18 protein-coding genes and 1 tRNA gene are annotated in these 17,161 nt (G+C 65.2%); all 19 read left to right on the top strand.

From position 1 onward, the window contains the following. Window positions 1-63 precede the first annotated feature (63 nt). The 19 genes from hisC to pheS all read left to right on the top strand — a co-directional run bounded on the left by hisC (window position 64) and on the right by pheS (window position 17,149). Window positions 64-1,161, top strand: a complete 1,098-nt coding sequence (gene hisC, locus MXC99_RS08085; RefSeq protein ID WP_247724959.1) for a histidinol-phosphate transaminase — start codon at window positions 64-66, stop codon at window positions 1,159-1,161. A gap of 13 nt (window positions 1,162-1,174) precedes the next feature. Continuing rightward, window positions 1,175-2,062 carry a prephenate dehydrogenase gene (locus tag MXC99_RS08080; protein WP_247724958.1) on the top strand — a complete coding sequence of 296 codons (888 nt, stop codon included), beginning with the start codon at window positions 1,175-1,177 and terminating at the stop codon, window positions 2,060-2,062. A gap of 97 nt (window positions 2,063-2,159) precedes the next feature. Beyond that, window positions 2,160-4,112: a bifunctional 3-phosphoshikimate 1-carboxyvinyltransferase/cytidylate kinase gene (locus tag MXC99_RS08075; RefSeq protein ID WP_247724957.1), complete on the top strand. Its 1,953-nt coding sequence runs from the start codon at window positions 2,160-2,162 to the stop codon at window positions 4,110-4,112. Between the two features lie 89 nt (window positions 4,113-4,201). Next, complete coding sequence (gene rpsA, locus MXC99_RS08070) at window positions 4,202-5,905, top strand: 30S ribosomal protein S1 (RefSeq protein WP_247724956.1); 1,704 nt, start codon at window positions 4,202-4,204, stop codon at window positions 5,903-5,905. A gap of 11 nt (window positions 5,906-5,916) precedes the next feature. Next, window positions 5,917-6,204, top strand: coding sequence for an integration host factor subunit beta (locus MXC99_RS08065; RefSeq protein ID WP_107220437.1), 288 nt, complete (start codon window positions 5,917-5,919; stop codon window positions 6,202-6,204). Between the two features lie 87 nt (window positions 6,205-6,291). Beyond that, a complete protein-coding gene (locus tag MXC99_RS08060; RefSeq protein WP_247724955.1) occupies window positions 6,292-6,600 on the top strand; it encodes a LapA family protein in 309 nt (102 codons plus the stop codon). Window positions 6,601-6,605: 5 nt separating this feature from the next. Further along, window positions 6,606-7,781, top strand: coding sequence for a lipopolysaccharide assembly protein LapB (lapB, locus tag MXC99_RS08055; protein WP_247724954.1), 1,176 nt, complete (start codon window positions 6,606-6,608; stop codon window positions 7,779-7,781). Window positions 7,782-7,831: 50 nt separating this feature from the next. Further along, window positions 7,832-8,722: a cysteine synthase CysM gene (gene cysM, locus MXC99_RS08050; RefSeq protein WP_247724953.1), complete on the top strand. Its 891-nt coding sequence runs from the start codon at window positions 7,832-7,834 to the stop codon at window positions 8,720-8,722. A gap of 37 nt (window positions 8,723-8,759) precedes the next feature. Next, window positions 8,760-10,781 carry a hypothetical protein gene (locus MXC99_RS08045; protein ID WP_247724952.1) on the top strand — a complete coding sequence of 674 codons (2,022 nt, stop codon included), beginning with the start codon at window positions 8,760-8,762 and terminating at the stop codon, window positions 10,779-10,781. Next, the gene (locus MXC99_RS08040) at window positions 10,759-10,992 is read left to right on the top strand and encodes a hypothetical protein (RefSeq protein ID WP_247724951.1); all 234 of its coding nucleotides are present in this window, start codon (window positions 10,759-10,761) and stop codon (window positions 10,990-10,992) included. Before MXC99_RS08045 ends, MXC99_RS08040 begins: the two co-directional genes overlap by 23 nt. Continuing rightward, entirely contained in the window at window positions 10,989-11,417 is a 429-nt protein-coding gene (locus MXC99_RS08035; protein WP_247724950.1) for a YdbL family protein, read from the top strand. The genes MXC99_RS08040 and MXC99_RS08035 overlap by 4 nt, the downstream gene beginning before the upstream one ends. Next, window positions 11,417-12,205: a 3'-5' exonuclease gene (locus MXC99_RS08030; protein WP_247724949.1), complete on the top strand. Its 789-nt coding sequence runs from the start codon at window positions 11,417-11,419 to the stop codon at window positions 12,203-12,205. The genes MXC99_RS08035 and MXC99_RS08030 overlap by 1 nt, the downstream gene beginning before the upstream one ends. Window positions 12,206-12,279: 74 nt before the next feature. After that, entirely contained in the window at window positions 12,280-12,522 is a 243-nt protein-coding gene (locus tag MXC99_RS08025) for a GlsB/YeaQ/YmgE family stress response membrane protein (RefSeq protein WP_107220443.1), read from the top strand. Window positions 12,523-12,591: 69 nt separating this feature from the next. Next, window positions 12,592-12,668, top strand: a tRNA-Val gene (locus MXC99_RS08020). A gap of 180 nt (window positions 12,669-12,848) precedes the next feature. Then, a complete protein-coding gene (thrS, locus tag MXC99_RS08015; protein ID WP_247724948.1) occupies window positions 12,849-14,765 on the top strand; it encodes a threonine--tRNA ligase in 1,917 nt (638 codons plus the stop codon). Window positions 14,766-14,791: 26 nt separating this feature from the next. Further along, a complete protein-coding gene (infC, locus tag MXC99_RS08010) occupies window positions 14,792-15,313 on the top strand; it encodes a translation initiation factor IF-3 (protein WP_107220445.1) in 522 nt (173 codons plus the stop codon). 144 nt (window positions 15,314-15,457) lie between these two features. Next, window positions 15,458-15,655, top strand: a complete 198-nt coding sequence (gene rpmI, locus MXC99_RS08005; protein ID WP_075148334.1) for a 50S ribosomal protein L35 — start codon at window positions 15,458-15,460, stop codon at window positions 15,653-15,655. A 12-nt stretch (window positions 15,656-15,667) separates the two neighbouring features. Next, window positions 15,668-16,027 (top strand): 50S ribosomal protein L20, encoded by a 360-nt coding sequence (gene rplT / locus MXC99_RS08000; RefSeq protein ID WP_107220446.1) that lies wholly within the window; start codon window positions 15,668-15,670, stop codon window positions 16,025-16,027. Between the two features lie 90 nt (window positions 16,028-16,117). Further along, on the top strand, window positions 16,118-17,149 hold the full coding sequence (pheS, locus tag MXC99_RS07995) for a phenylalanine--tRNA ligase subunit alpha (protein WP_247724947.1): 1,032 nt from the start codon (window positions 16,118-16,120) through the stop codon (window positions 17,147-17,149). The last annotated feature ends 12 nt before the right edge of the window (window positions 17,150-17,161 follow it).

Below are 17,161 nucleotides of genomic sequence, written 5' to 3'. Positions count from 1 at the left end.
AACGTGTTTTCGGCCATCCCGGCAACTGCCGGAGCCGTCGTCCAAAGACAAGGAGAAGACCACATGAGCATTGCCAGCCTGGCGCCCGATTACATCCGCTCGATCATGCCCTACCAGCCCGGCAAGCCGATTTCCGAGCTCGCGCGCGAAATGGGGATCGAGGAAGCGAACATCGTCAAGCTCGCCTCCAATGAAAATCCGCTCGGAATGAGCGCGCAGGCGCGCGATGCCGTGCACGCCGCGGTCGCCGATCTGGGGCGCTACCCGGATGGCGGCGCTTTCGCGCTGAAGGCTGCGCTGTGCCGCCGTTTCGGCGTGAAACCCGAGCAGCTGGTGGTCGGCAACGGCTCGAACGACATCCTCGAACTGGTGACGCTCGCCTTCCTCGCTCCGGGCTTGTCCGCGGTCTATTCGCGGCATGCGTTCGCGGTCTATCCGCTCGCGACCAACGCCCGTGGGGCGCACGGCATCGAAGTTGCGGCACGGAACTTCGGCCACGATCTCGATGCGATGGCCGCGGCAGTCACGCCGCAGACGCGGGTGGTGTTCATCGCCAACCCGAACAATCCCACCGGCACGTTCGTCTCCGGTGCGGCGCTCGAGGCCTTCCTCGGCCAGATCCCCGGTCACGTGCTGGTCGTGCTCGACGAGGCCTATACGGAATACCTGGCGCCCGAGCAGCGCTACGACTCGATCGGCTGGCTGGAACGGTTTCCCAACCTGCTGGTGTCGCGCACGTTCTCCAAGGCCTACGGCTTGGCGGGGTTGCGCGTGGGGTATGCGGTCGCCCACCCCGACGTTGCCGATCTGATGAACCGCGTGCGCCAGCCTTTCAATGTGTCCAGCATCGCCCTGGCCGCGGCCGAGGCCGCGCTCGGCGACGAGGAGTTCATCGCGCGCAGCGCCGAACTCAACCGTCGCGGCATGGCGCAGCTCACCGAGGCGTTCGCGGCGATGGGGTTGGAATGGATTCCTTCGGCGGGCAACTTCGTCACCTTCAAGGTTGGCGATGCGATCGGTGTCAACCAGTCGCTGCTGCGCCAGGGGGTCATCGTGCGCCCGATCGCCGCCTACGGCATGCCGCACTGGCTGCGGGTGTCGATCGGCCTGCCCGAAGAGAACACCCGCTTCATCGAGGCGCTACGCCAGGCGCTGGCTTGAACGGGAGAAGGGCATGACCTTGATCGGCAAGCTCGTCGTCTGCGGCGTCGGCCTCATCGGCGCGTCGTTCGCACTCGCGCTGCGCCGCGCCGGGGCGGTCGGCCCGATTGTGGGCGTCGGCCGCAGCCGCGAACCGCTCGGGCGCGCGCGCGCGCTCGGGGTAATCGACGCGATTGCCGATGGCTGGGCCGATGCCCTCGACGGCGCCGAGCTGGTGCTGATCGCCGCTCCGGTGGGGCAGATGGATGCGATCATGGCGGCGATGGCGCCCCACCTGCAACCGGGCACGATCGTGACCGATGCAGGCAGCACGAAGCGCGATGTGATCGACGCTGTCCACCGCCACCTGGGGCATCGCCTGGCCGACGTGGTGCCGGCACACCCGATTGCCGGAGCTGAAAAGAGCGGAGTGGAGGCGGCGTTCGCCGAGCTCTACGTCGATCGCAAGGTGGTGCTGACCCCCTTGCCCGAAAGCCGGCCGGAGGCGGTGGCGAAAGTGCGCGCGGCGTGGGAGGCCTGCGGGGCGGGAGTGGTCGAGATGAGTCCGCAGGATCACGACCGTGTCTTCGCCGCGGTGAGCCATTTGCCGCACCTGCTCGCTTTCGGCCTGGTCGATGATCTCGCCCGCCGCCCGAACGCCCCCTTGCTGTTCTCGCACGCGGCGAGCGGCTTTCGCGACTTCACCCGTATCGCCGGCAGCCACCCGGAGATGTGGCGTGACATTTGCGTGGCCAACCGGGCGGCCCTGCTCGACGAGCTCGATGCCTACCTCGCCGAGCTCGCGCAGCTGCGCGGCCTGCTCGCCGTGGGCGACGGTCCCGGCCTGGAGGCGGTGTTCGAGCGCGCACGGCGCGCGCGCAATGCCTGGGCCGACGGCTTGCCGGTGCAGACCGCGGAGTAGCTCCGGGGGCGCGCGACGATCTCCCGCACGGGGAGGCGAATTGACTGGATTGGGGAAGGCGGCGCGATGCCGCCGGCTCCGTTTTTGAGAGGCGACGATGGAATTTCTCGACCTGCCCCCGATGCTGGGCGCCGCCGGCAGGGTCCGCCTGCCGGGCTCGAAGAGCATCTCCAACCGCGTGCTTTTGCTGGCGGCGCTGGCCGAAGGCGAGACCGAGATCCGCGACCTGCTGCTCTCGGATGATGTCGAGCGCATGCTCGAGGCGCTGCACGTACTCGGCGTGCACTGGCAGCGCGGCGGCGACACGCTGAACTATCGCGTGCGCGGCGTTGGCGGGCCCTTCCCGGTGAAGGCCGCCGAGCTCTTCCTCGGCAACGCCGGCACCGCGTTTCGCCCCTTGACTGCGGCGCTCGCGCTGTCCGGTGGCGAGTACCGCCTGTCCGGAGTGGCGCGCATGCATGAGCGCCCGATCGGCGACCTCGTCGATGCGCTGCGCCAGCTCGGCGCCGACATCACCTGTACATCGAGCGAAGGATATCCTCCGCTGGAGGTGAAGCCGGCGCAGATTCGCCCCGGCGGTGTGGTCAAGGTGCGGGGCGACGTCTCCAGCCAGTTCCTTACCGCGCTGCTGATGGCGCTGCCGCTGACCGGAGTGGAAACCACCCTCGAAGTGGTCGGCGAGCTGATCTCCAAGCCCTACGTCCGGATCACGCTCGAGCTGATGGCGCGTTTCGGCGTCGAGGTCGAGCAGCACGGCTGGGAGCGCTTCGTGGTGCCCGGCGGGGCGCGCTACCGCAGCCCCGGCGTGGTGTTCGTCGAAGGCGACGCCTCCTCGGCCTCCTACTTCCTTGCCGCCGGCGCCATCGGCGGCGGTCCGGTGCGCGTCGAAGGCGTGGGGCGCAGCAGCATCCAGGGGGACGTGCGCTTTGCCGAGGCGCTCGGGCAACTCGGCGCGAAGATCTCCATGGGCGACAACTGGATCGAGGCTGCGGCACCCGAGAACGGGGTGCTGAAGGCGTTCGATCTCGATCTCAACCACATCCCGGATGCGGCGATGACGCTGGCGGTGGCGGCGCTGTTCGCCGACGGCCCGTGCCGGCTGCGCAACATCGCGAGCTGGCGGGTGAAGGAAACCGACCGCATCGCGGCGATGGCCACGGAGCTGCGCAAGCTTGGCGCCGAGGTCGAGGAGGGGGCGGATTACCTGGCCGTATCCGGTCCGGCGCGTCTGCGCCCGGCGGCAATTGACACCTACGACGACCACCGCATGGCGATGTGCTTCTCGCTGGCGAGCCTGGGGGGGGCGCGTGTGCGTATCAACGACCCGAAGTGCGTGAACAAGACGTTCCCGGGTTATTTCGATGCGTTCGCACAGGTTGCGAGGCCGGTGCCGGTGCTGGCGATCGACGGCCCGTCGGCGTCCGGCAAGGGTACGGTGGCGGCGCGCGTCGCCGCAGCGCTGGGCTGGCACTATCTCGACAGCGGCTCGCTGTACCGGCTGGTCGCGCTGGCGGCGATGCGCGCCGGCGTTCCGCTGGACGACGAGAGCGCAGTCGCGGTGCTGGCCGCGGCCCTGCCGGCGTCTTTCGAAGGGGGGCGGGTGCGGCTCTCCGGCGAGGACGTCACCGACGAGATCCGTTCCGAGGCATGCTCGGTCGGTGCGTCCAAAGTGGCGGTGCTGGCCGCAGTGCGGGCGGCGCTGTTCGATCGTCAGCGTGACTACCGCGCGGCTCCCGGCCTGGTGGCCGAAGGGCGGGACATGGGCTCGGTGGTCTTTCCCGACGCCGGCATCAAGGTATTTCTCACCGCCTCGGCCGAAGCGCGGGCCGAACGCCGCTATAAGCAGTTGATCGAAAAGGGATCGACTGCTAACATGGAAAATCTTCTGAAGGATCTTCTGGAACGGGATGCGCGCGATGCCGCCCGTCCGGTTGCGCCCTTGCTGAAGTTGCCCGACGCGGTGCTGCTCGATACGACCGCACGGAATGTCGAGCAGGCTGTCGCCTTCGTGCTCGATCTCGTGCGGGCGAGCGGCGAAGCGGCGGGCTGACGCAATCGCGCGGGAGCGTGGGCTCCGGCGCGTTTTTTCTTGAACCAACTTTATTGGCCGCCCCACGGCGGTGCCGGATCCCTAGCCCTATGTCCAACGCCACCCCCTCCTTCGAAGAAAGCTTTGCCGCCCTCTTCGAGGAAAGCCTCGCCCTCCAGGAAATGCGCACCGGTGAAGTCATCACCGCCGAAGTCGTGCGCATCGACCAGAACTTCGTCGTCGTCAACGCCGGCCTGAAGTCCGAAAGCTATGTGCCCATCGAAGAGTTCCGCAACGACCGCGGCGAGCTCGAAGTCAATGTGGGCGACTTCATCCACGTCGCCATCGACGCCCTCGAAGACGGCTACGGCGAGACCCGCCTGTCGCGCGACAAGGCCAAGCGCATCGCCGCCTGGAACGACCTCGAGAAGGCGCTCAACGAAGGCTCCCTGGTCAAGGGCGTGATCACCGGCCGCGTCAAGGGTGGCCTGACCGTCATGACCAACAGCATCCGTGCTTTCCTGCCGGGCTCGCTGGTCGACATGCGTCCGGTCAAGGACACCACGCCGTACGAAGGCAAGGAATTCGAATTCAAGGTCATCAAGCTCGACCGCAAGCGCAACAACGTCGTCGTGTCGCGCCGCGCCGTGCTCGAAGAGTCGATGGGCGAAGAGCGCGAGAAGCTGCTCGCCAACCTGAAGGAAGGCACCGTCATCAAGGGGATCGTCAAGAACATCACCGACTACGGCGCGTTCGTCGACCTCGGTGGCATCGACGGCCTGCTGCACATCACCGACCTGGCCTGGCGCCGCGTGCGTCACCCGTCGGAAGTGCTCAACGTCGGTGACGAGATCGAAGCCAAGGTGCTCAAGTTCGATCAGGAAAAGAACCGCGTCTCGCTCGGTCTCAAGCAACTCGGCGAAGACCCGTGGGTCGGCATCGCCCGCCGCTACCCGCAGGGCACCCGCCTGTTCGGCAAGGTCACGAACATCACCGATTACGGCGCCTTCGTCGAAGTCGAGCAGGGCATCGAGGGCCTCGTCCACGTGTCCGAAATGGACTGGACCAACAAGAACATCCACCCGACCAAGGTCGTCCAGCTGGGCGACGAAGTCGAAGTGATGATCCTCGAGATCGACGAAGACCGTCGCCGCATCTCGCTCGGCATGAAGCAGTGCATGTCCAACCCGTGGGACGATTTCGCCATCAACCACAAGAAGGGCGACAAGGTCCGCGGCCAGATCAAGTCGATCACCGACTTCGGCGTGTTCATCGGCCTGGAAGGCGGCATCGACGGCCTGGTGCACCTGTCCGACCTGTCGTGGAGCGAGTCCGGCGAGGACGCCGTGCGCCGCTTCAAGAAGGGCGACGAAGTCGAGGCCGTGGTGCTGGCGATCGACGTCGAGCGCGAGCGCATCTCGCTGGGGATCAAACAGCTCGAAGGCGATCCGTACACCAACTTCATCGCCACTCACGAGAAGAACAGCCTCGTGCGCGGTACGGTGAAGTCGGTCGAAGCGCGTGGTGCGGTGATCGCGCTGGGTGACGACGTCGAAGGCTACCTGCGTGCGTCCGAAGCCGCTCCGCACCGTGTCGACGACCTCACCACGATGCTCAAGGAAGGTGATGAAGTCGAGGCTCTGGTGATCAACGTCGATCGCAAGACCCGCTCGATCAGCCTGTCGATCCGTGCCAAGGACCAGGTCGAACAGTCCGAGGCGATGAACAAGCTCGCTTCCGAGAGCGCTGCCGCCTCCGGCACCACCAACCTCGGTGCCCTGCTCAAGGCCAAGCTGAACGAGCAGAAGCAGTAATCCGGACGATCATGACCAAATCGGAGCTGATCGCCCAGCTTGCGGAGCGTTTTCCGCAACTGGTCGCAAAAGATGCCGATTACGCGGTCAAGATGATCCTCGATGCGATGGTCGATGCCCTGGCGCGTGGCGATCGCATCGAGATCCGCGGGTTCGGAAGTTTCGCGCTGAACTATCGGCCGCCCCGCGTGGGACGCAACCCGAAATCCGGCGACAAGGTTCTGGTGCCGGAAAAATACGTCCCGCACTTCAAGGCGGGCAAGGAGTTGCGCGAGCGGGTCGATCTCGGCGAAAGCTGAGCACGCGGCAATCGGTTTTACAGGCAATAATGGAAGGCGGCTGCGGCCGCCTTCTTTTTTGCTCACCGCTCGGAGATAATGCCGGCCATGCGCGCAATCATCTGGTCCATCCGCCTGTTGCTGTTCTTCCTGCTGTTCGGGTTCGCGATCAAGAACGACCACCTCGCTACCCTGAATTTCTATTTCGGCGGGCAGTGGCAACTACCGCTGGTCTTCGTCATACTGCTCAGTTTTGCCGCGGGCGCCCTGCTCGGGGTCACCGCCACGCTGGCATCGCTGATCCGCCTGCGTCGCGAGATTTCGCGTCTGCGCCGCCAGCTTGAGCGCGCCGAGCGCGACCGGAGCGATTCGCCTGCACCTGCTCCGGCCGGCGACAGCCGACTGTCGACCTCCTGAGCACCATGGAAATCGAATTCTGGTGGCTGCTTGCGCTGCCGCTGTTCTTCGCCCTGGGCTGGCTTGCGGCGCGCATCGACATCCGCCAGGTGGTGCAGGAGTCGCGCTCGCTGCCCCGGTCCTATCTCACCGGACTCAACTTCCTCCTCAACGAGCAGCCCGACAAGGCGATCGACGCTTTCGTCGAGGCCGTGCGCATCGATCCCCAGACGATCGAGCTCCACTTCGCCCTCGGGAGTCTGTTCCGCCGCCGCGGCGAAACCGATCGCGCGATCCGCATGCACCAGCTCCTGGTCGACCGCGAGGATCTCTCCGAAGAGCAGCGCCTGCAGGCGCTCGGCGAGCTTGGGCAGGATTTCCTGAAAGCGGGTCTGCTCGACCGTGCCGAGGCGGTTTTCGTCAGGCTGCGCGGTACGCGGGCGAATGAGGTCGCGCTCGGCTACCTGCTCGAAATCTATCAGCAGGAAAAAGACTGGGCGAAGGCGATCGAGGTGGCGCAGGCCCTGCCCGCACATGAAAGCGTGATGTGGCGCACCGAAGTGGCGAACTTTCATTGCGAGCTCGCTGCCGGCGCCCTGGCGAATTCCCGTCACGACGAAGCACGAACCCACCTGGAGCACGCTTTCGAGGTGAACCGGCGCAGTGTGCGGGCGAGCCTGCTTCTTGGCGATCTGCTCGCGGCCCGCGGCCACGACGAGGACGCGCTCGAAGCCTGGAAGCGGATCGAGAGCCAGGATCCGGTTTACCTGGCACTGGTGGCGGAGCGCGTGATGGACGCCTATGGCCGGCTCGGCCGGGTGGATGAGGGGCACCAGTTGCTGCGCGCGTGGCTGTCCGCGCACGCCTCGCTGGATTTGCTCGATGAGCTCTTTCACTGGGAAATGGAAAAGGCCGGCCCTCGCGCCGCATACGGCCTGGTGCGCGAGGAACTGCGCCGCAATCCGACCCTGCTCGGACTGGACAAGCTGCTCGAGGCCGCCGTGCTGGCCGCACCGGCCGAACAACGCGGCGACATCGAACTGGTCAAACAGCTTATTCACGGGCACACCCGCCGGGTGGCGCGCTACCGCTGCGATGCTTGCGGTTTCAAGGCGCGCCAGTTTCACTGGCGCTGCCCGGCTTGCGGCGGCTGGGAAACCTACCCTCCGCGGCGCACGGAAGAGTTCGACCTCACGCCGTAAACGCCGCCCCCCGGCTGCGGCAGCACAACCCAACGCGAAGAGCGAGATACATGGAATTCAGGACGCTAGAAGAGTACGTCGGACACACTCCGCTGGTGAGGCTCAAGCGCATCGCCGCCGGTCGCAACAACATCATCCTGGCCAAGCTCGAAGGCAACAACCCGGCCGGCTCGGTGAAGGACCGCCCGGCACTATCGATGATCGTGCGCGCCGAGCAGCGTGGCGACATCCGGCCGGGCGACACCCTGATCGAGGCCACCAGCGGCAACACCGGCATCGCCCTGGCGATGGCGGCGGCGATGCGCGGCTACCGCATGGTCCTGGTGATGCCAGAGAACCAGAGTGTCGAGCGCCGCCAGACGATGCGGGCCTTCGGCGCCGAGCTGGTGCTCACTCCCACTTCGGGGGGGATGGAGATGGCGCGCGACATCGCCGAGCGCATGCGCGACGAAGGCAAGGGAATCATCCTCGATCAGTTTGCCAATCCGGACAATCCGCTCGCGCACTATGAAGGGACCGGCCCGGAAATCTGGGAGCAGACCGGCGGCCGTGTGACCCATTTCGTCAGTTCGATGGGAACGACCGGCACCATCATGGGCGTGTCGCGCTTTCTCAAGGAAAAGAACCCGGAAATCTGCATCGTCGGTTGCGAGCCCGAGCAGGGTTCGCAGATCCCGGGCATCCGCAAATGGCCCGAGGCCTATCTGCCGAAGATTTTCGAGCGCCCCCGGGTCGACCGCCTGGAACCGGTCAGCCAGGCCGAGGCCGAGGAAATGACCCGCCGCCTGGCGCGCGAGGAAGGCATCTTTGCCGGGATCTCCTCGGGCGGCGCAATGCATGTCGCACTGCGCATCGCCGCTAGGCTCGAGAACGCGGTGATCGTGTCGATCGTGTGTGATCGCGGTGACCGATATCTTTCCACGGGTGTCTTCCCCGGCTGAACCTTCGCGTGCGCGCGCCGCGGCGCTGGCCGGGGGCGTGCGCACAGTCTGCCTGGCGCTTGCGCTGTGGTGGATCGTTCCGGCATCGGCGGTTGAGCGCCTGCTCTTGCGCCTGCCGGAGGTGCATAACCCGGCTTTTTCCGTGCATGCCCTTGAGTTGCGCTTCGATGCTGCCCGGGGGAGCGCGGAATTGCATGTCGAGCGCGTGAAGCTGGGCTCGCGGTACTGGCGTGAAGTGGTGCTGCGCTGCGCGCGGGCGCGCTTCTCCCTCGATGAACTGGCCTGCGACAAGGCGCAGTTGTGGCTTGCCGGACGGCGGTTGCCGTTCGATGCCGAGTTCGCCATTGCACCGCACCGCGCCGCGGCACGCCTGGCTCTGCGCAGCGCGCGCGGTGCGCGCGTCGCCGCCACTTTCACCGCGGAAGCAGGGCTGGTTGCAACGTTCGATCAGCTCGAACTGGGGGAGCTGGTGAGCTGGCTTCGGATGTGGCAACCGGAGATGGCGAAAGCCTGGCAGGAGCGGGCGCCGGAGGGGACGCTTTCCGGCCACATCGAATGGTCGCCGCGGCGCGATGGCGCGCACGCGCTGCTGCGTCTGGAGGCCCGCCTCGAGGAGGGTCGGTTCGCCACCGGAGATGGCCTGCAAGCCGCAGAGGACCTCGGTCTCGATATCCGCCTCGATGCCCAGGGGGGCGGGTCGGCATGGGATTGGCAGCTGCACCTGGGGTGGCGCCAAGGGGCGGCGTACCTGCATCCGCTGTACCTTGAAGCGGGGCCGGAGTTCCAGGCTTCCGGGCGTGTGCGCGGCAGCCGCTTGAGCGTGCATGAAGCGCGCGCCGAGTTCGAAGGCGTTGCGGCGCTGGCGCTCACGGCCGAGATCGATCTTGCCGAAGCGCGCCTGGTCGAGGGGACGGTTGCCGTTTCCGCCGCCGATCTGGCCGTGCTCGGGCCGCGCTGGGTGGCTCCCCTGGTCGCGCCGGCGAGTGCCGAGCGGATGCGTTTTTCCGGGCATGTAAGCGGCGGACTACGGGTGCAGGAGGGGCGGCTGGTGGCGGGCGATGCGGTTTTTACCGCCGCCGGCTTGAACTTGCTCGGTGCCGATGGCGGCAGCGGCCTGGCGCTGGGGCCGGTCGACGGCCGTCTGCCGTGGCAGGCCGATGGTGAGTCGCGCGCCGTGCTGCGGGTCGGCGGCGGTCGCTGGGGAAGGGTCGAGCTCGGCGCCTTCGGCCTGGAGGCGTGGATCGATCGCAATGGTGCCCGCTTCGATCGCAGCGTGATTCCCCTACTCGATGGCGCGCTCGTCGTCGATGATCTGGCGTTGCACCGCGTGGCGGACGGCTGGCACGGTCGCGGCAGCCTGGTGGTCGAGCCGATCTCGATGCCGGCCCTCACCGCCGCGCTCGGTCTGCCGTCGATGTCGGGAGTGTTGTCGGCCTCGCTGCCCGGCCTGCGGGTGACGCCGGGAGAGATCGCATTCGACGGCGCGCTCGTGGTCTCGGTGTTCGACGGCTACCTGCAGGCGACCGGCTTGCGCCTGCTCGAGCCGTTCGGCGTGGCTTCGCATCTGAGTGCCGACATCGAGGGCCGCCACCTCGACCTCGCCCAGCTGACCGAGACCTTCAGCTTCGGCAGCATCACCGGTTTTGCCGATGTCGATGTGCGCGGGCTGGAACTCGCCCATTGGCGGCCGACGGCGTTCGATGCACGTATCGCCAGCAGCCCCGGGCGCTACCCGCGCCGGGTCAGCCAGCGCGCAGTGCAGAATATCAGCGCCCTGGGCGGGGGCGGGGCGGTGGCGGCGATCCAGCGTGGTTTGCTAAGGATGTTCGACACATTCGGCTACCGTGAGCTTGGGCTGCGCTGCCGGATGGTGTCCGGTACCTGCCTCATGGACGGAATCGAGGGCGGCGGCCGTGCCGACGGGGGCTTCGTGATCATGCGCGGGGGCGGCATCCCGGCGCTGAATGTCATCGGCTACAATCGGCGCGTCGATTGGGACGAGCTCGTGGACCGCCTGCAGCGCGTGGTGGCGGACAATGTCGCGCCCGAACTGCGCTGAGTGCGGCATCGAACAGGAGGGCGAGATGGGATGGTTGCCGAATGGGATTCTGGCCGCAGCGCTTGGATTGGCCGCAGCGGGCTGTGTGACGATCAATATCTATTTCCCTGCGGCGGCGGCGGAAAAGGCTGCAGACCGCATCATCGACGAGGTCTGGCAGTTGCACGGGAATGGAGCGGGGGCACCCGGCAAGGAAGGAGAGGCGAAATGAAACGGCTTTTTGCGTGCCCGCGCTGGATCGCGGCGCTGGCTTTCGGCCTCCTGCTGGCGGGGGCGGTGCAGGCCCAGGGGAATCTGGAAATCGACACTCCGGCAATTTCGGCCCTGCGCCAATCGATGCAGCAACGGCATGCGCGGCTGGAGCCGCTCTACACTTCGGGGGCGGTAGGATTCGCTGCCGACGGGACGGTGGCGCTGCGCGATGCGTCCGCCGTCGCCCTGGCGCAGCGCGCCCAGGTCAGTAGCCTGATCGCCGCGGAGAATGCCGACCGCGCCGCGCTGTACCGCGAGATCGCACGGGGCAATGGCCGCCCGGAATGGGAGGCCGATGTGCGCCGCACCTTTGCCCAGCGCTGGATCGAGCGCGTCCGGCCGGGATGGTGGGTGCAGCAGGGCGGCGACTGGGTGCGCAAGTGATGCCGGTTCTCGTCTTCGATATCGAAACCATTCCCGATGTCGCCGGAATCCGCACGCTGGAGGATCTCCCCGCCAGCCTGTCGGACTACGAGGTCGCGGAGTGGGCGTTCCAGCAGCGCCGCGCCAGCCATGGCAACGACTTTCTGCCGCATCACCTGCAGCGGGTAGTGACGATTTCCTGCGCCCTGCGCGATGCGCAGCAGTTCCGGGTGTTCTCGCTGTCCGAACCGGCAGCGGGGGAAGGCGAGATCATCCAGCGCTTTTTCGACGGCATTGAACGCTATTCGCCGCAGATCGTGTCGTGGAACGGTGGCGGCTTCGATCTGCCCGTGCTCCACTACCGCGGCATGGTGCACGGGGTGTCGGCCGCGCGCTACTGGGACCAGGGGGACGGCGATCATCATGATTCGCGCGACTTCAAGTGGAACAACTACATCGGCCGTTATCACAGCCGTCATCTCGATCTGATGGATCTGCTGGCGATGTACCAGCCGCGCGCGAACGCGCCGCTCGATGACCTGGCCAAGCTGATGGGCTATCCCGGCAAACTCGGCATGGACGGTTCCGCCGTGTGGCAGGCGTGGCTCGACGGCAAGGTCGCGGAGATCCGCGACTATTGCGAAACCGACGTGGTGAACACCTACCTGGTGTACCTGCGCTTCGAGCGCATGCGCGGCCATCTCGATGCGAAAGCCTGGGCCGACGAGGTGCAGTTCGTTCGTGACGCGCTCGCCCGGCTCGATGCGCCGCACTGGAAGCAATTCATCGAGGCCTGGCCGGCCGGCTGATTCAACGTTCGTGCCCGTCCCGCAGCGCGGGCGCGGTTGCGGATTCACAGGGGACGATCAGGAGGGTATTGAACATGGGCATTATCGGAACCATTCTCATCGGTCTTATCATCGGTCTCGTCGCTCGCCTGCTGCATCCGGGGAGAGATGGGCTTGGCTTGATCATGACTGCGCTGCTGGGCATCGGGGGGTCGATGCTGGCAACGTTCGGCGGGCAGTTTCTGGGGATCTACCAGGTCGGGCAGCCTGCCGGCTTCATCGGCGCCGTCGTCGGCGCGGTGGTGATCCTGTTCGTGGTGTCACGGTTGAGAAAGTGAGTTTCCTGCCCTGCAGTACAAAAAATCTTTGACAGGATTTTTGCAGTGCCTATAATGTGGGGCTTCAGCAGGCGCGTAGCTCAGTTGGTTAGAGCACCACCTTGACATGGTGGGGGTCGTTGGTTCGAATCCAATCGCGCCTACCAGATTTATGGGGTTGATCATCATGTTCCGAACTACTTTTCAGGCCGGAAACTGAACAGGTCGGCTCCGCTTGTCTGCTAGAGAAAAAAGCGCGCCAAGACCGCGCTTTTTTTTCGTCCACATTTTTCGATTCGCGTCGCGCCCCGCAAGAAGGGGGGTGAGTCCAGTCCGAGGCCTATGTCATGCCCAATATCACGCTTCCCGATGGTTCCATTCGCAGCTTCGATCACCCGGTGACGGTGGCCGAAGTCGCGGCTTCGATCGGTGCCGGGCTCGCCAAGGCGGCGCTCGCCGGCCGCGTCGGCGGCCGCCTGGTCGATCTTTCGCACCGCCTCGATGCCGATGCCGAACTGGCGATTGTCACCGACAAGACTCTGGAAGGCCTGGAGATCATCCGCCACTCCACCGCGCACCTGCTGGCGCATGCGGTGAAGGAGCTGTTTCCGGATGCGCAGGTGACTATCGGGCCGGTGATCGAGAACGGGTTCTACTACGATTTTTCGTACAAGCGCCCATTTACGCCGGAGGATCTGGCGGCGATCGAGGTGCGCATGGGCGAGATCGCGAAGCGCGAAATCGCGGTGCAGCGCGAAGTCTGGTCCCGTGACAAGGCGGTCGCGTTCTTCAAAGGGATCGGCGAGCACTACAAGGCCGAGATCATCGCCTCGATTCCAGCGCAGGAAGACGTGTCGCTGTATCGGCAGGGCGATTTCATCGATCTCTGCCGCGGCCCGCACGTGCCGTCTACCGGAAAGCTGAAAGTCTTCAAGCTCACCAAGCTTGCCGGAGCCTATTGGCGGGGCGACTCGAAGAATGAAATGCTGCAGCGCGTGTACGGCACCGCGTGGGCGAAGAAGGACGAACTCGACGCTTATCTGCACATGATCGAGGAAGCCGAAAAGCGCGACCACCGCCGGCTCGGTCGTCAGCTCGACCTCTTCCATCTGCAGGATGAGGCGCCGGGCATGGTGTTCTGGCACGCAAAGGGGTGGACGCTGTGGCAGCAGGTCGAGCAGTACCTGCGCCGCACGATCGGCGAGCATGGCTACCAGGAAGTGAAGACGCCGCAGATCGTCGACCGCTCGCTGTGGGAAAAATCCGGTCACTGGGGGATGTATTCGGATCTGATGTTCACCACGAAGTCGGAAAAGCACGACTATGCGGTGAAGCCGATGAACTGCCCGTGCCATATCCAGATTTTCAACCAGGGGCTGAAGAGCTACCGCGACTTGCCGCTGCGCATGGCCGAGTTCGGCTCGTGCCATCGTAACGAGCCTTCCGGTTCGCTGCACGGCATCATGCGCGTGCGCAACTTCGTGCAGGATGATGCGCACATTTTTTGCGCCGAAGGCCAGGTGCAGGCCGAATCCGCCGAGTTCATCCGCCTGCTGCAGCAGGTCTATGCCGACTTCGGCTTCATCGACGTGCTGGTCAAGCTGTCGACCCGCCCGGACAAACGGGTCGGTACCGACGAGCAGTGGGATGCGGCCGAGGCGGCGCTGGCTGCGGCGCTCGATGCGCAGGGTCTGGACTACGACCTGCAGCCGGGAGAGGGGGCGTTCTACGGGCCGAAGATCGAATTTTCGCTGAAAGATAGCCTGGGGCGGGTGTGGCAGTGCGGCACGCTGCAGCTCGACTTCAACTTGCCGGTACGTCTGGGGGCGGAGTACGTCGATGAGGACAACACCAAGAAAGTGCCGGTGATGCTGCACCGCGCCATCCTGGGCTCGCTCGAGCGCTTCATCGGGATCCTGATCGAGAACCACGCAGGGGCGATGCCGATGTGGCTTGCGCCGGTGCAGGCTGTGGTGATGAACATCTCCGAAGGCCAGGCCGAGTATGCCAGCGAGGCGGCGGCAAGGCTCAGGAAGGCAGGCTTCCGCGTCGAGGCCGATTTGCGCAACGAGAAGATTAACTATAAAATCCGCGAACATAGCGTGCAGAAACTGCCTTACCAGATCGTTATCGGCGAGAAGGAAAAGGCGGCAGGTTTGGTGGCTGTGCGTGCCCGGGGGGGCCAGGATCTTGGCCAAATGTCCCTCGATTCGCTGATCGAACGCTGGCGTCGCGAAGTCGAAGCGAAAGCCGGTACGGTCTGATTTTGGTTTTCGTGGAGAGTTGAACCATCGCTCAAGATAAGAAGCAGCGCGTTAATGGGGAGATCAACGCGCTCGAACTCCGGCTGGTCGGTGAAGAAGGTGAACAGCTGGGGATCGTGTCCCTGAACGCAGCCCTCAACATGGCCGAGGAGGCCGGGCTGGACCTTGTCGAGATCGCGCCGATGGCCAAGCCGCCGGTCTGCAAGATCATGGATTACGGCAAGTTCAAGTATCAGGAACAGAAGAAGGCCCACGAAGCCCGGCTCAAGCAGAAACAGGTGCAGGTGAAGGAGGTCAAGCTTCGTCCCGGCACCGACGAGAACGATTACCAGATCAAGCTGCGCAATCTCAAGCGCTTTCTGGATGAAGGCGACAAGTGCAAGGTGACTTTGCGCTTCCGCGGTCGCGAAATGGCGCATCAGGAATTCGGCTTGCGCCAGCTCGAGCGGATCAAGGCCGACCTGGAAGAACTGGGCCAGGTCGAGCAGATGCCGAAGATGGAAGGGCGCCAGATGATCATGGTCATCGCGCCGAAAAAGAACCGCTGATCGGTTCGAAGAATTTGTCCCTGCAGGGGCGAAGCCGTGGGGCAGGGAGTCCTGCCCGGCGGAAAACAAGTGCTGTCAGGTGTCAAAACGCATCGGGATTTTTCGACGCTACCTGGCGGCATCCAAAAACATGGAGTCTGAGCAATGCCCAAGATGAAGACTAAGAGCGGAGCCGCGAAGCGGTTCAAGGTCCGCTCAAGCGGTGGGATCAAGCGGTCCCAGGCGTTCAAGCGCCACATCCTGACCAAGAAGACCACCAAGGCCAAGCGTCAGCTGCGTGGCATGACCGAAGTTCATGCCGCCGATGAAAAGCTGATCCGCGCCATGCTTCCGTACGCTTGATAGGAGACCGCCATGCCTCGCGTTAAACGTGGTGTAACCGCCCGCGCTCGTCACAAGAAAGTCCTCGTCCAGGCCAAGGGGTATCGCGGCCGCCGCAAGAACGTCTACCGCATCGCCAAGCAGGCGGTGATGAAGGCGGGCCAGTACGCCTATCGCGACCGCCGTCAACGCAAGCGCCAGTTCCGCGTTCTGTGGATCGCCCGTATCAACGCTGCCGCGCGCGAACTGGGCCTGACGTACAGCACGTTCATGAACGGCCTGAAAAAAGCGGCGATCGAGATCGATCGCAAGGTTCTGGCCGATCTGGCCGTGTTCGACAAGCCGGCGTTTGCCGCGATCGCCGAACAGGCCCGGGCCAAACTCGCTGCGTAATCCGACGCAGTCCGAAAAAAGGAGGCCTGGCCTCCTTTTTTTTTCTGAACTTCCGCACCACGCATCATCGCATTCCGCCAGGGCAGGGACATGGAACAGCTCGATCAACTGGTACAACAGGCCGCGGCCGATTTCGCCGCCGCCACCGACAGCGCGCAACTCGAACAAGCCAAGGCGCGCTACCTGGGCAAGGCCGGCTCGCTCACCGAGCGCTTGAAATCGCTCGGCCGGCTCGAACCCGAGGCCCGCCGGGAAGCAGGGAGCGCGATCAATGCAGCCAAGGCCGCGATCGAGGCCGAACTCGAGGCTCGTCGCGAGGCGCTGCGCGAGGCCGCGCTGCTCGCCCAGCTCGCTTCCGAAGCACTGGACGTGACACTGCCCGGGCGGGGCTCGACGCAAGGGGGGCTGCACCCGGTCAGCCGCACCCTGGAGCGGGTCGAGCAACTGTTCGCCTCGATCGGCTTCGTCGTCGCCGACGGCCCCGAGATCGAGACCGACTGGCATAACTTTACCGCGCTCAATACACCGGAAAACCACCCCGCCCGTTCGATGCACGACACCTTCTATCTCGAAGGCCATAAGGACGTGCTGTTGCGTACCCACACTAGCCCGGTCCAGGTCCGCGCGATGCAGGCCCATGTCGAGCGCTACAAGCATCTCGAGGCGATGCCCGACATCCGCGTGATCGCGCCGGGGCGTGTGTTCCGCGTCGACTCCGATGCGACCCATTCACCGATGTTCCATCAGGTCGAAGGCCTGTGGGTTGGCGAAAAAGTCAGCTTTGCCGACCTCAAGGGTGTCGTCGCCGACTTCCTGCGCCGCTTCTTCGAAACCGACGACTTGCAGGTACGTTTCCGCCCGTCCTTCTTTCCCTTCACCGAGCCGTCGGCGGAAATCGACGTCGCGTTCATGAGCGGAGCGCTCGAAGGGCGCTGGCTGGAAATTGCCGGCTGCGGCGTGGTCCATCCCAATGTGCTGCGTTCCGGCGGAATCGACCCCGAGCGCTACACCGGCTTCGCCTTTGGCATGGGGCCCGACAGGCTGACCATGCTGCGCTATGGGGTCAATGATCTGCGCTTGTTCTTCGAGGGCGACCTGCGCTTCCTGAGTCAGTTCCGCTGACCCGGTCCGGTC

Source organism: Thauera aromatica (assembly GCF_023093595.1).
In the GTDB taxonomy this organism is placed as follows: domain Bacteria; phylum Pseudomonadota; class Gammaproteobacteria; order Burkholderiales; family Rhodocyclaceae; genus Thauera; species Thauera aromatica_A.
This window is presented reverse-complemented; position numbering and strand designations above follow the sequence as displayed.